At 70.1% G+C, this 13,536-nt stretch carries 13 protein-coding genes and 1 pseudogene; 8 read left to right on the top strand and 6 right to left on the bottom strand.

Annotated elements, in window-relative coordinates; all coding sequences use genetic code 11:
• Nucleotides 1-629, bottom strand: a 629-nt coding sequence (locus tag D7Y11_RS37210; protein ID WP_126936045.1) for a DUF2293 domain-containing protein, incomplete at its 3' end; no start/stop codon positions are given.
• 130 nt (nucleotides 630-759) lie between these two features.
• On the opposite strand from D7Y11_RS37210, the gene rnz reads away from it, so the two are divergent.
• Entirely contained in the window at nucleotides 760-1,683 is a 924-nt protein-coding gene (gene rnz, locus D7Y11_RS37205; protein WP_120593714.1) for a ribonuclease Z, read from the top strand.
• 50 nt (nucleotides 1,684-1,733) lie between these two features.
• Here the strand turns inward: rnz and D7Y11_RS37200 are convergent, their stop codons facing one another.
• A complete protein-coding gene (locus tag D7Y11_RS37200) occupies nucleotides 1,734-2,255 on the bottom strand; it encodes a hypothetical protein (protein ID WP_121758201.1) in 522 nt (173 codons plus the stop codon).
• Nucleotides 2,256-2,471: 216 nt separating this feature from the next.
• On the opposite strand from D7Y11_RS37200, the gene D7Y11_RS37195 reads away from it, so the two are divergent.
• From D7Y11_RS37195 to D7Y11_RS45045, 3 genes and pseudogenes are all read left to right on the top strand, one after another.
• A complete protein-coding gene (locus tag D7Y11_RS37195; RefSeq protein WP_120581472.1) occupies nucleotides 2,472-3,245 on the top strand; it encodes a rhomboid family intramembrane serine protease in 774 nt (257 codons plus the stop codon).
• A gap of 99 nt (nucleotides 3,246-3,344) precedes the next feature.
• Entirely contained in the window at nucleotides 3,345-4,751 is a 1,407-nt protein-coding gene (locus tag D7Y11_RS37190) for an NAD(P)/FAD-dependent oxidoreductase (RefSeq protein WP_121758200.1), read from the top strand.
• Between the two features lie 48 nt (nucleotides 4,752-4,799).
• Nucleotides 4,800-4,943, top strand: a pseudogene (locus tag D7Y11_RS45045) (DUF2381 family protein); the annotation flags it as partial.
• Nucleotides 4,944-4,958: 15 nt separating this feature from the next.
• Here the strand turns inward: D7Y11_RS45045 and D7Y11_RS37180 are convergent.
• The 3 genes from D7Y11_RS37180 to D7Y11_RS37170 all read right to left on the bottom strand — a co-directional run bounded on the left by D7Y11_RS37180 (nucleotide 4,959) and on the right by D7Y11_RS37170 (nucleotide 7,340).
• A complete protein-coding gene (locus tag D7Y11_RS37180; RefSeq protein ID WP_126936047.1) occupies nucleotides 4,959-5,714 on the bottom strand; it encodes a DUF5953 family protein in 756 nt (251 codons plus the stop codon).
• Nucleotides 5,711-6,631, bottom strand: a complete 921-nt coding sequence (locus D7Y11_RS37175; RefSeq protein WP_120574670.1) for a DUF6310 domain-containing protein — start codon at nucleotides 6,629-6,631, stop codon at nucleotides 5,711-5,713. Before D7Y11_RS37175 ends, D7Y11_RS37180 begins: the two co-directional genes overlap by 4 nt.
• Before the next feature lie 64 nt (nucleotides 6,632-6,695).
• Nucleotides 6,696-7,340 (bottom strand): HAD family hydrolase, encoded by a 645-nt coding sequence (locus D7Y11_RS37170; RefSeq protein WP_120574671.1) that lies wholly within the window; start codon nucleotides 7,338-7,340, stop codon nucleotides 6,696-6,698.
• 108 nt (nucleotides 7,341-7,448) lie between these two features.
• On the opposite strand from D7Y11_RS37170, the gene D7Y11_RS37165 reads away from it, so the two are divergent.
• The 3 genes from D7Y11_RS37165 to D7Y11_RS37155 all read left to right on the top strand — a co-directional run bounded on the left by D7Y11_RS37165 (nucleotide 7,449) and on the right by D7Y11_RS37155 (nucleotide 10,917).
• On the top strand, nucleotides 7,449-8,330 hold the full coding sequence (locus tag D7Y11_RS37165) for an AraC family transcriptional regulator (protein ID WP_158629159.1): 882 nt from the start codon (nucleotides 7,449-7,451) through the stop codon (nucleotides 8,328-8,330).
• Nucleotides 8,331-8,363: 33 nt separating this feature from the next.
• Nucleotides 8,364-9,101, top strand: coding sequence for a hypothetical protein (locus tag D7Y11_RS37160; RefSeq protein ID WP_126936044.1), 738 nt, complete (start codon nucleotides 8,364-8,366; stop codon nucleotides 9,099-9,101).
• A 115-nt stretch (nucleotides 9,102-9,216) separates the two neighbouring features.
• The gene (locus D7Y11_RS37155) at nucleotides 9,217-10,917 is read left to right on the top strand and encodes an amidohydrolase (protein WP_233607511.1); all 1,701 of its coding nucleotides are present in this window, start codon (nucleotides 9,217-9,219) and stop codon (nucleotides 10,915-10,917) included.
• On the opposite strand, the gene D7Y11_RS37150 is transcribed toward D7Y11_RS37155, so the two are convergent.
• Nucleotides 10,918-12,942, bottom strand: a complete 2,025-nt coding sequence (locus D7Y11_RS37150; protein WP_121754974.1) for a hypothetical protein — start codon at nucleotides 12,940-12,942, stop codon at nucleotides 10,918-10,920.
• 55 nt (nucleotides 12,943-12,997) lie between these two features.
• Here D7Y11_RS37150 and D7Y11_RS37145 point away from each other — a divergent pair.
• Nucleotides 12,998-13,536, top strand: a 539-nt coding sequence (locus D7Y11_RS37145; protein ID WP_306770485.1) for a DUF2380 domain-containing protein, incomplete at its 3' end; no start/stop codon positions are given.

Raw genomic sequence — 13,536 nt, 5'->3', positions numbered from 1 at the left:
GGGGCGTCCCGGCGGTGCAGGTCCAGGATGGCGCGGGACACCTCCGCCAGCTCGCGGCGCACCTCGCGGCGGGCGCCCTTCACGCGCTGGATGCGCATGTCGTCGTAGCCGGTGGTCTGGTGGCGCATCCAGGCGATGACGGCGGCCTCCGCGCGCCTCTCAATGGGGATGCGCTCCGTGCGGGCGACGGTGCCGCTGCCCACGGGGGTGGCGTGGCCGGCGACCATCACGGCCAGGCGCTTGGCGTGGGGGAGCCACGCGGGGCTGAAGGCGAGGAAGCGCAGGACGGCGTTGGCGAAGTCGACCTCGTACTCGGCCTGCTCCTTGGCGCGGCGTTCACGGCCCTGGGCCAGCTTCTTGGCGTAGGCGGGGGTGGCGCGCTCATCGTCCAGGGCGGCGCGGGCGTGGACGATGTGGGCCTCCGGCGCCCACACGCCTCGGGAGAAGAGCTTGCGGCCCACCTTCTCCACCACGGTCCAGGAGGGGCCGGCGGCCTTCACGCGGCGGGTGAGGCCGGCGTCGCCGGGGGGGAGGAGGGCCCAGCCGTCAGGAACGGTGAGCAGGCGGCCGTCCTGGGCTTTCACTCGGCGGGGGTCGGCCGTGGGGCCGACCGTCAGGGAATCAGGCATGGGGGAGGGTCCGAAAGGGCCGGCTGCATAGCACGCCCCCTCGCACCCTGGTAAATGCCCCCGGGAACGCTCGCGCGCAGGCAGATTCCGCGCGTGCGAGGAGGCCACTCTCGACGTGGGAAGCGCTGGCATGTCCCTACTGAGGCTCACCTTCCTCGGCACCTCCGCCGCACAGCCCACGCTGCATCGCGGCCTCTCCGGTCTGGCGGTGAAGGCGGACGCGGATCTGCTGTTGTTCGACTGCGGCGAAGGCACCCAGCGGCAGATGGTGCGCTTCGGCACGGGCTTCACCGTGGACGCGGCGTTCTTCACGCACTTCCACGCCGACCACTACCTGGGAATCATCGGCTTCCTGCGCACGCTGGGGATGATGGGCCGCACCGAGCCCATGCACCTGTACGGGCCTCCTCCCGCGCGCCGGCTGTTGCATCAGGCCGTGCACCTGGGGCTGGAGTCGCTGGCCTTCCCGGTGGAGATCCACGAACTGAAGGACGGGGACTCGGTGCGCCGCAATGGCTACACCGTGCAGGCCGTGGGCGTGGACCACCGCATCCACGCGCTGGGCTACGTGCTGGCGGAGGACGGCCGTCCGGGGCGCTTCCACCTGGAGAAGGCGCGGGAGCTGGGCGTGCCGGAGGGGCCTTCCTTTGGCAAGCTGCAGAAGGGTGAATCCATCACGCTGCCGGACGGGCGCGTGGTGAAGCCGGAGGACGTGCTGGGCGAGTCGCGGTCCGGGCGGCGGCTGGTGATTTCCGGAGACACGCGGCCGTGCCCGTCGCTGGTGCAGGCGGCGAAGGACGCGGACCTGCTGGTGCACGAGTCCACCTTCTCCGACGACGAGCAGGCGCGCGCGCTGGAGACGAGGCACTCCACCGCGCGGGAGGCGGCCCAGGTGGCCAAGGACGCGGGAGCGAGGCGGCTCATCCTCACCCACCTGTCCAGCCGCCATGACACCGACCCCGGACGGCTGCTCACGCAGGCGCGTGAGGCGTTCAAGGGGCCGGTGGAGGTGGCCTTCGACGGCCTCACCGTGGAGCTGCCGCTGCGCGACTGACGTCCGGTGTCGCTCGGGCGGCAGCCCCTGCTCGGTGACGGTGGGTGGGGCTACTCGACCTTCTTCGCCTCGGCCTTGAGGGCGGAGGCGGCGTCGGGGTCCACCTTCTGGAGCAGCTCCCACTCCAGTTCGGAGTCGCGCCGCATCTGGGAGTTGCCGGCGCCGGTCACCGCCTCACCCTGGTCCTTGGCGCGGCCGTCGGTGCTGTCTGCGGCGCGGGACTCGGAGCGGTCCTGGCGGCGGAACTCCACCGCGGACTGGCCGGGCCCTCGCTCGAAGCCGCGCACCAGGTAGCGCGCGTAGGAGGTGCCCAGCGAGGAGGGAGCGCTGGTCATCAGCCACTCCGTCGTGGTCTCGAAGCCGGTCTGCGTGTTCGTCACGGAGAAGCCCTTCTCCTTGACCAGGGCCAGGGCCGCCGGCCACACCTCCGCGATGGGCTTGCGGTAGACGTGCCCCATGGCCTTGTCCTCCAGGTACGCCTGCTGACGGCGCGCGGCGCAGCCGCTGAAGGCGAGGGCGAGGGCGGACACCACGAGCAGCGCCGAGGCGCGGGACGATTTCGAGGGATTCATTGCTCCGGACTCCATGAAAGAGAAGGCGGTTGCGGAATTTCGCCCGGTGCGGGCCTGGAAGCCAAGTCCAGGCGCGTCCGGAAGAGGGTTACCTCCAGCAGGCAACCTTCATTTGGCTAGAGCCCGGCCGCCTTCTGGTGATGCGTCCGGCGTCGCACATCCGTGCGCACGAAGCCGTCCGGGGGGCTGGTGGCGAGGCCATGCTGGCGGGCGGACATGATTCCCATCAGCGACGACAACCCGACCCTGCGCACCCCGGTGATGACGTACCTGCTGCTCGCGGCCCTGGGGCTCACCTGGGTGTTCTTCCAGGGCGCGGGCTTCAACGTGGTGGCGCTGGCCACCAGCATCTGCGAGCTGGGCATGGTGCCCGGGGAGCTCACCGGCCGCGCGCCAATGGGGCAGGCGGTGCCGCTGGGGGACGGGCTCGCGTGCGTGGTGGACAACGAGGCCATCAACCGCCTCACGCCGCTCACGTCCATGTTCCTGCACGGCGGCTGGGGGCACCTGCTGGGCAACGTGCTGTTCTTCTGGGTCTTCGGAAACAACATCGAGGACAGCATGGGGCGCTTGCGCTTCCTCGTCTTCTACCTGGTGTGCGGGCTGGTGGCGGCGGCCGCGCACGTGGCGGTGGACCCCACGTCGCCGGTGCCCACGGTGGGCGCGTCCGGCGCCATCGCGGGAGTGCTGGGCGCGTACCTGGTGCTCTATCCGCGCGTGCGCGTGAACATGCTGTTCATCATCTTCATCCTCATCCGCGTCTTCCCCATCCCCGCGTGGGCCGTGCTGGTGTGGTGGTTCGTGCTCCAGGTCATCACAGGCCTGCCGCAGTTGATGACGCTGAGGCCGGAGGTATCCGGTGGCGTCGCCGTCTGGGCGCACATCGGCGGGTTCGTGGCGGGCATGGTGCTGATCAAACTCTTCGAGAACCCCCGCTACACCTCACAGCGCACGACGTGGCGGCACCGGATGCACCCGAACCACCCCTAGGGCAAGCGGACGGACAGGCCGCCGTCGGCCCGGGATGCGGATGCGAACGAGCGCCCCGACATTGGGGGTGGGTGTTCTTCGCGCCGTGAGGAGGCGGGCATGGGGGCGGACGAAAAGAAGGAAGGGCTCTGCGTGGACGCGCCGCCGCCGCGCAAGCGGGTGCTCATCCTGGGGGGCGGCTTCGCGGGGATGTACGCGGCGCTGCACCTGGAGCGGCAGCTGGGGAAGCGGGACGACGTGGAGGTGACGCTCGTCAGCCGCGACAACTACTTCCTCTTCACGCCCATGCTCCATGAGGTGGCGGCGAGCGACCTGACCGCGACCGCCATCGTCATCTCGCTGCGCAAGCTGCTGCCGCGCCTGACGTTCGTGGAGGGCGACGTCAGCGGGCTGGACCTGGAGACGAAGCGGGTCACGGTGGCGCACGGCGGGCTGGACGGCCACAGCCATACGCTGGAGTACGACTCCGTGGTGCTGGCCATGGGCTCGGAGACGAACTTCTTCGGCAAGCCGGGCCCGCGCGACTACACGCTGACCATGAAGACGCTGGGCGACGCGATGCTCCTGCGCAACTGCCTGGTGGACCGGTTGGAGGAGGCGGACGCGGACTGCGTCGCGACGGGCACGCGCAACGCCATCGTCACCTTCGTGGTGGTGGGCGGCGGCTTCGCGGGCGTGGAGACAGCCGGCGCCATCAACGACTTCATCCACGGCGCCCTGCCCTTCTATCCCAACATCCAGCACGCCAACGTGCGCGTGATGCTGGTGCACGGCGGCAAGGAGGTGCTGCCGGAGCTGGGCGAGGACCTGGGCGCGTACGCGCGCAAGAAGCTCATCGAGCACGGCATCGAGGTGCGCACCGGAGTCCGCGTGAGGGACGTGACGGCGGCGGGCGTGGAGCTCCCGGACGGCACGGTGGTGCCCACCAAGACGGTGGTGTGGACCGCGGGCGTCACGCCGCCGTCCCTGCTCTCGACGCTGCCGTGCGAGAAGGAGCGCGGGCGGCTCAAGGTGAACGAGCGCATGGAGGTGCCGGGCTTCCCGGGCGTGTGGGCGCTGGGTGACTGCGCGTCGGTGCCGGACGTCACCAACGGAGGGAAGCCCTGCCCGCCCACCGCGCAGCACGCGCTTCGCCAGGGCGTGACGGTGGCGCGCAACGTGTGCGCGGCGCTGAAGGGGAAGCCGGGGAAGCCGTTCCGATACAGGATGCTGGGGCAGCTGGCCACGATTGGCCAGCGCTCGGGCGTGGCGCGCATCCTGGGGCTGAAGTTCTCCGGCACCTTCGCGTGGGTGCTCTGGCGCACCGTCTACCTGTTCAAGCTGCCGAAGCTGGAGACGAAGGTGCGCGTGGCCATGGGTTGGACGCTGGACCTGTTCTTCCGCAAGGACGTGGTGCAGCTCATCGGCCCGCGTGAGTTGGATCAGCTCACGCTGCCGGCGCTTCCGCTCAACAGCCGCCAGCAGGTGCGCCAGGTGCAGGCGCTGCACCCGCGCTCGCAGCACTGAGTGCTGTCTGGCTCAAGCTCGACGGCGGGAAAGAAGAGCCCCGCTGCGCGAGCGCCCGCCCGGGCCGCCTTCGTGCTCGTCACCGACCCGGCCGAAGTGGACGCGCGAATCGACGTGCAGCGTCCGGCACCACCGAACGAGACCTGCCAACCCGCCGCTCACGCTCCGGCGCTGAAGCCGGAAGACCCGGTGGCCAGTGCGTTCGGGTCAAGGCGCTGCGCGTCCGCCGATCTCCGGAAAGCGCTCGTAGGTCCGCTTGAGCGTGTCCAGGTGGGCGGGCTTGTCCAGGTCGAGCGGAGCATCGGTGAGCTGCACGACCCAGCCGCCCGATGCCGTGCGCCGAGCCCGTGAAAGCAGCTCGGCGTCACGGGTCGGATCCGGGAACCCGATGGCCCGCGCGGCAGCGGCAGACCAGTAGTTCAGCCACCCGAGGAACCAGGGAATCTCAGGCGCGGGGAGCTTTTCTGGCAGGTTGATCATGGGCAGCCCACGGGGTGAACACTCTGGTCCCTGAGACGATCGGCGAAACTGCGGCGCGACTTCCGAACCGTAACCATACGGCGACGCATGTCCCCAGAACGAGCACGCACCCTCAGCCACGCCCTCGAGCAAAGCCGCCGCTGCCGCGAGCACGGGCTCGTCCAGTGGCAGTTCTGCATGCACTTCAGACAGGGACTGACTGCCTGGGCTGAGGAGTCCAGGTCTTCCCCTCCCGTTAACCGTCACGGGGTAACGCTCATCCCCGTTGCACAGAAGAGGGAATCTCCCGTCCTGCGTCCTTTCCGCGAGCCACGCGTCGCGCTGCGGCAATGCGATGGGGCGCACTCCTTTGCCTACTTCCCACTCCAGGCGCAGGCCGGGAAGCGCCTTCTCCATCCCACGGACGATGGCGAGCGTGCGGCCGTCCTGGCCTACAAGCGGAGGCGCATAAACAATGAGGGAGAGGGCTTTACGCCTGGTCATCGTTTGCACCCCGTGACGACGACATCCAGTGAGAAGTCCACTTCGATAAGCGCGTCTTTGTGCTCCTGGGTGCTCACGCCAATGGCGAAGTCATATCCACATGCCGCAGCAGCAGTTCGCTCCTTTTGTATTTGCTCCAACTCCCTCTCAATCTCCCGCCGCTGGATGAAGCCAGGGTACGTGTCGAATCGATGGGTCTTGATCTCCCACAGCTTGCGCACGCCCACTTGCAGCGCATCGAAGCGCACTCCGCCAACGAGCACGTCCATCCCGGGGTAACGGTTGGGTGGGAACTTGTCGGCACATTCATTATGTGGGTCGTCCTCGCCCGCGTGGGGCACCGGAACAGGTTCGCAACTGGCGCGTCCCGTCCGGTCCACGGGCACAGGCGGCACTGGGGGCTGCCAGTCCTGCCCCGCTGGCTCGGGCTTCAGCTTGGGCTTGCGTTGCGCTTCGGTTTCCCGGGATGCCACCTTCGTTCCTCGTGAGGTCCCTGCCTCTTCGGGGTAGGCGTGGCGGAGCTCATAGGCATCCATCGCTTCCTTGATGGCGACGCCGACCACCACCACACCCAGCACGATGACGGCGCCCACGGCAATCTCAGGAGCCGCCAGCACGCAGAACCCGATTCCAACGGCAGCGGCGTCAGCGGAGGCGACCGCGCATCTTCCCGTGGTGTCGTGGAACTCGATCCGGTCACGGTCGAGGGTCCGATAGCACTTCTCCACCAACACGGGCCAAGGCTGTTCAGCCTCACGGACGACGCACCGTCCACCGTCAGTCCATGGCAGCTCCGCTGCTCGCTGGAGGTTGGCGAGCCTCGGGTTACGCACCGTCAGCTCATTCCGGCTCGGCGCCGACGTGGCACAGGCCGAGAGAAAGAGCAGAAGTGCGGCGCAAGCGCGGAGACGCCTCATGGTCACGACCTTTCAATCAAGCGCGATGCTGGGGTCCTGGGGTCGCCTGACTCCAGCCACGCTGTCAGACGAGCGGCGGCAGGTGGTGCAGCAGCCGCTCCAGGTCCGGCTGGAGCTCGTCGGGCGTGGCGGTGGCCAGCTCCTCGTGGGCGTGCGTGCCCCAGGTGACGGCGTACGTCTTGAGGCCCGCGGCCTGACCCGCGTGCAGGTCCAGCGTGGTGTCTCCCACCATCCACAGGCCGCCGGTGCCCAGCGCCTTCAGGGCGTGGTGGATGACGTCCGGCGCGGGCTTGTGCGGGAAGCCGTCCGTGCCCTGCACGTGGTGCAGCAGGCCGCCCAGCCCCATCGCGTCCACGAAGCGCCGCGCCATGTCGCCGCGCTTGGTGGTGGCGACGGCGAGCAGGTAGCCCCGTTCGCGCAGCGTGCGCAGGACGCGCTCCACGCCGGGGAAGGGCCGGGAGCGCCGGTGGAAGTTCAGCGGGTAGTGCTCGCGGTAGGCCACGCAGAGCGTGGTGGCGTGCTCCGGAGCGAAGCGCGTGTACATGGCCTCCAGCGGCTGGCCGATGAGCGCGCGCACCTCCGCGACGGAGGGCGCGGGCAGGCCGTGGTGCGTGAAGCCGTGGAGGAAGCTGTCGATGATGTCCGGCAGCGAATCCACCAGCGTGCCGTCCAGGTCGAAACAGATGCCGCGAGGGGTAACGGTGCTCACCCGCCTTTCCATACGCCCTCCGGGGCCGCGTGTCCCGGTCCGTCCGATATGCCTTCACCCGCCGTGCGTTTCCTCCCCAGGAAGGGCGCACGCCAGCGGGGGGGAGCCATGCGACGCACGAAGCAGCAGGACGGCTTCTGGGTAGCCCCGGAGGTGCCGGGGCTGGAGCTTCACCGGGCGGCCTACACCCGATGGACCTTTCCCAAGCACTCGCACGATGCCTTCTCGCTGTGCGCCTATGACGCGGGGGCGGAGTCGCTGTACCTGCAGGGGCAGCGGGTGGTGGCCTCGGTGGGCAGCTTCCTGGTCGTGCCGCCTGGAGAGATGCACGAGGGCCGCGAGGCGGACTCGAGCGTCGGGTGGGCGTATCGGATCCTCTACATCCCGCCCTCACTGCTCATCCGCGCGGCGGAGGAGACCGGTGCGCCCCCGGGCACCCTGCCCGGCTTCGTGTCTCCCGTACTCCAGGACGCGGCCCTGCTGGAGCGCTTCACCGTCACCTTCGACGCGCTGAAGGGCGGCGGCGTCTCCCGGTTGGAGCGCGAGGAGCGGCTCTTGGGGTTGCTGGTGGCGCTGCTGCGGCGGCACGCGGGCCTGCCCCACCGACAGCGGGCGATCCCGTGCGCGCGGGGCGTGAAGCGGGCGCGGGAGCTCTTGGAGTCACACCCCACGCGCAACCTCTCCCTGGAGATGCTCGCGCGCGTCGCGGGGCTCAGCCCGTGGCACCTGGTGCGCGCGTTCCACCGTCAGTTCGGCCAGACGCCGCAGGTGTTCCAGCGAGCCCTGCGGCTGCGGCTCGCGCAGGAGCTGCTGGCGGGGCCGCTGCCCATGGCGGAGGTGGCGCTCGCAGCCGGGTTCACGGACCAGAGTCACCTCATCAAGCACTTCGGCCGCACGCTGGGGGTGACGCCCGGCGAGTACCGGGCCGCGGCGCACGCGGGGCGTGGACCGCGCAAGCACGTACAATCCCGCTCGCCCGTGCGTCCGTAGTTTGGAGCCCTCTTCACAAGGAGGGGTCCGCACATGTTGAAACACATCATCGCGGTGTCGATGCTCATGGGTTGCGCGCCAGACACAATGCCAGACGAGGTGGCGCCGGAGCCCGCCGCCTCCTCCGATGAAGCACTGGAAGCACGGAGCTGGGGCGCGGTGGTGCTGCCGCCAGGAGCCCATGTGTACGGCCGGCCCATCACCGCGTGGGCGAAGGAGTGGTACCGCTGGCACTTCCGCGTGCCGGCGGACCGCAGCCCCATGTTGCGGCTGGAGCAGGACTGCGACGAGGACCAGGACGGCCCGGTCTACTTCGTCCCCACGTACGACCTGGACACCACGTACCAGCGCACCTGCCGCGTCCCCAGGAACCGGCCCGTGCTGGTGCCGCTGTGGGTCATCATCAATGACTATCCGTGCCCCGACCCGTCCTTCGAACCGGCGCCGGGCCAGACGCTGGAGGACTTCCTCCGCCAGGGCGCCCTCGACTTCAACAACGGCACACAGGACCTGGTGGTCACCGTGGATGGCCGGCGCGTGGACACCCGCCGCCACCGCCACACCAGCGGCCTGTTCACCTTCGACGCGGACCCCAGCCTCGTGGGGAAGATTCCGGACCCATGCCTCGTGGGAGGCGAGCAGCGCGGCGTGACGGACGGGTGGTGGCTGATGCTCCAGCTCGCCCCGGGGGAGCACGTGGTGCGCGTGCGGGCCCTGGCGCCCTTCGGCGCGCCCATTGATTACACATACACGCTGCGAGTGGGACGCTAGCGACCAGTGACTCGCGGGACTGGCCGTCGCGCGGGGCGTGCGTCAGAGTGCCGCGCGCGATGTCCCGGGACCTTCCTGCCCGGGCGAACGAACGGTCATGGCGGGTGCGCGGATGATGCGAGGACGTCTCGGTTGGATGCTGGGGGCGCTGGTCCTGTGTGCGGGCGCGGGTTGCTCGCGGCGCGTGCCGGAGGGAACGCCCGCGGAGCAGGCGGTCGCGGACGCGCCCACGGTGTACGTGGCCAAACGCATCCGCACGCTGGATGCCGCGAAGCCGGAGGCCCAGGCGCTCGCCGTGCGGGACGGCAAGGTGCTGGCCGTGGGCACGCGCGAGGAGGTGCTCGCCGCGGCGGGCGCCACCGCGCGCGTGGTGGAGCTGGGTGACGCGACGGTGGTCCCGGGCCTCACGGATTCGCACGGGCACCTGGCGGGGCTGGGCCAGGCGCTCGCGGGCGTGCGGCTGGAGGGCACCGCGTCGCTGGCGGAGGTGCGCCAGCGGCTGGAGAAGGCTCCGGCCACCGCGTACCAGGGTGACTGGCTGGTGGGTCAGGGCTGGGACCAGAACGACTGGGACACGCCGCGCTTCCCCACCCTCGCGGACATGGGCGAGCACCTGAAGGACACGCCCGTGGTGCTGTGGCGCATCGACGGGCACGCGCTGTGGCTCAACGGCGCGGCGCTCAAGCGCGCGAACATCACCCGTGACACGAAGGACCCCGAGGGCGGCACCATCCAGCGGTTGCCGGAGGGCGACCCCAGCGGCGTGCTCATCGACAACGCCATGGACCTGGCGCTGAAGGCGCTGCCCCTGCCCACGAAGGAGCAGCACGAAGCGCGCATGCGGTCCGCGCTGGAGCACTGCGCGCGCGTGGGCCTCACCGGCGTGCACGACGCGGGCATGGACCTGCGCACGTTCCGCCTGTTCCAGGCCTGGGACAAGGCGGGCACCCTGCCCCTGCGCGTCTACGCCATGGCGGATGGCCAGACGGATGACCGCGTGCAGTACCTGAAGGACGGCCCCTTCCAGGGCAAGCTCCTGACGATGCGTGCGGTGAAGCTCACCCTGGACGGCGCGCTGGGCAGCCGGGGCGCGGCACTGGGCGCGGCCTACAGCGACGAGCCCGGCCACCGCGGCCTGCTGCTGCTGTCCCCGGAGGAGTACGCCTTCCGCGTGCACGCCTTCGTGGGCCGCGGCTTCCAGGTGGCGACGCATGCGATTGGCGACCGCGCCAATACGCTGCTCCTGGACACGCTGTCGCGCGAACTGGCGGCCACGGGGACCAAGGCCGCGCGTCCGCGCGTGGAGCACGCGCAGATCATGACGGCCGAGGACATCACCCGGCTGGGCGCGAACGGCTTCGTGGCGAGCGTGCAGCCCACGCACGCCACCAGCGACATGCCGTGGGCGGAGAAGCGCGTGGGCGCGGAGCGCATCCAGAACGCCTACGCGTGGCAGAAGCTGAAGGCCGCGGGCGCCGTGCTGGCGCTGGGCAGCGACTTCCCGGTGGAGCGGCCGGACGTGCTCGCGGGGCTGTACGCGGCGCGCACGCGGCAGGACCCGAGCGGCCAGCCCCCGGGCGGGTGGCACCCGGACCAGCGCCTGAGCGGTGAAGAGGCGCTGGAGGGCTTCACGGTGGGCGCGGCCTACGCGTCCTTCGCGGAAGCACAGCGTGGCCGGCTGATGCCGGGCATGGACGCGGACTTCGTGGCGCTGTCGGTGGACCCCGTGGACGCGCCCCCGGCGGACCTGCTCACCGGGCAGGTCCGGCTGACGGTGGTCGAGGGCCGCGAGGTGTTCCGCGCGGACGCGAAGTAGCTACAGGTCCGCCTCGTAGGAGAGCGACTCGATGCGCTGGTTCGTCTCCGCCTGCAGGCGGGTGCGCTCCAGCTCGAGTCGCTCCAGCTCCCGGCCGATGCTCTCCAGCCGGTCCTCCTGCGCGTTGAGCTTGGTGACGAAGCGCTCCACCAGCTCGCGCTGGGACGCGCCGCTCTTGAGCGAGTCGATGTTGGAGCGGATCCGCTCCTGGTCCTTGAAGAGCTGGGTGCGCTCCTCGTTGAGGCGCTGGATGTCGCGGGCGACGTTCGACTGCTTCTCGCGCATGGCCACCACGTCGCGCAGGGCCTGGGCGACGCGCGGATCGATGTAGCGCGAGTCGAGGAAGAACGTGACCTCCTCCAGGCCCAGGTTGCCGAGGTAGTACTGGCGGTGGCCCTTGGTGCGCTCGGTGATGACGAGCGTGTCGGAGGTGCCCGGGGCCAGCTCACGCTTGAAGCGCCAGAAGCCATCCGTGGTCTCCGCGGGGGCGACCGTGTCCTTCAACTCCCAGCCGGTGCGCGGGTGCTCCACGAAGAGCACCTGGGGGCGCTTCGCCTTGTTGCGCGCGAGGACCTTGGTGCGGCGCTGGTGGAAGAACTCCACCACCAGGGTGCCCCGGTTGAGCCGCGCGCGGAACACCGGGCCATCCTCCTGGTCCTCCTCCACGGACATGGCGCAGGACAGCTCCACGGCGTAGGGGACGAAGCGCACGTCGTCGGGCTTGAGCGTGTCGAGCATCGCCTCGCCCACGTAGGTCTCGTCCTCGGTGATGGTGACGGGGCCGCCCTCCAGCGTGAGGCCGGTGGTGTTCTTGAACTCGATGCAGGACATCGGGTTCTTCTCACGCGTGGAGCGGTTGTAGAGCAGCACGCGGCGGCCCTCGAAGGGGCGGTGCACGATGGGGACGAGCGCGCTCTGGTTGCGGTGCACGGTGACGGGGCGGTCCACGCCGTACTCGAAGAGGTCGCCCACCTCCTTGGTCAGCGTCGTCACCGCGGTGCTCTGCTCCAGCGCCTCGCGCATGCCGCCGCGTCCGCTGCCGCCAATCATCGGGCCGCCCTTGGCGCGCATCATGCGGGGGGCCGGCGGAGGCGCGGCCATGGCGGGCATGATGGTGGACGCCATGTCCGCGGAGCCGAAGGAGCCGTCGTCCGCGGACTCCATCATGGGCTCGGCGGGGGCGCTCTCGTAGGCCTCCTCGGGGATGATGGGCGCGACGCCGGTCTCCGAGCGCACCTCCACGACGGGGCGGCGCAGGTAGCGGGGGTTGTAGAGGTCGTGGACGAAGGACACGGGCAGGCCGGCGATGAGGGACAGCTCCACGTCCACCCAGTCCTCGTCACCGGTGTTGTCCACCATGGCCCAGCCCTGGAGGAGGGGCGGTTGTCCTTCATCCAGGAGGATGCGGTAGCTGGTCTTCCACACGGGGGACTCCAGCACGTAGCTGACGAACAGCTCGCGCGAGCCCTCTCCAGCGGTGAGGATGGACAGCCGCTTGGAGTCCTTCTTGTACGAGGACATGACGGTGGCCAGGTAGAACTCCAGGTCCTTGCGCACGGCCTCGTCGAGGAACTCCAGCTCGCCCAGCTCCAGCACGTCGAAGGTGCGCAGCGACGCGCCGACGAGCAGCGTGAGGAAGGGGCGCACGACGCTGGCCTCCCCCTGGACGACGGGCAGCGACTCCAGACCGACGATGGCGCCTTCCACCTGCGCGCCGCCGACGCGGGCACGGACGCGGGCGCCCTTCACCTGGCCGAGCAGCGCGGTGAGGCTGCCGTGTTCGGGGATGCGGATGGTGGCTTCGGAGAGGAGCTGCTCCAGGGGCTTGGTGGAGTCGTAGCTCACGGCGGACACGGAGCCACCGTTCAGGTCCAGCACGGTCATGGACTTGAGCACGTCGTTCATGTCGCGCGCCTTGAAGTCCAGGTGCGCGGTCTCGCTGCCGGTCACCTTCCCCCGGCGCTCGAAGTAGCCGACGCCGTGCTTGTAGAGGACGACACGGCGGATGGACAGGGGCGAAGGCATGCGTGGGGCTCCGGGTGAGGTGTGACTGTGGGCCATGGTCTAGCAGTGCCGGGGGATGGGGTTCCACTCCGGGTGGGGGTGGCGATCCTGGCATGCTCCACGGAGCGTCATTCCCGGGAGATGCATGCGCGGACTGCGTTGGCTGCTGGTGGGGCTGCTCTGGAGCTGTGCGTCGACGTCATCTGCTCCGGCGTTCTCGCCGGAGGCCTTGTGGGCGGAGGCGGAGACTGGAAGTGAATGCGCGGATGGGGACGAGGACCAGTGCCTCGCGCCCTGGTGCGTGGATGGGACCTGCGCGCTGTTCCGGTGCGAGGACCTGGAGCCGGGTCGCGTGGTGCGCACGCGGAGCGCACTCGCGCCGCCGGTGTTCGTGGCACCCGGGAGTGGGCCACAGCGGACGTGGGGCAGTGCGCAGGGCCTTCCGGGCGATGCGATGCCCGTCATGGTGTTCCACTGGTATCCGCGTGGTAAGCGTTCAGGGGGCTGGGCGACCGCGAGCGTGAGCTGGATTCAGGTTCCGGGCAGCAGCGATGGTGCGGGAGCGCCGTGGAGATGGGCTTCAAGGGACGCAGTGAGAGCGTCAAGCACGTTGCG

The sequence above is a fragment of the Corallococcus sp. AB018 genome (genome assembly GCF_003986945.1).
In the GTDB taxonomy this organism is placed as follows: domain Bacteria; phylum Myxococcota; class Myxococcia; order Myxococcales; family Myxococcaceae; genus Corallococcus; species Corallococcus exiguus.
The sequence above is the reverse complement of the archived record's forward strand: the minus strand, read 5'-3'. Positions and strand labels throughout refer to the sequence as shown.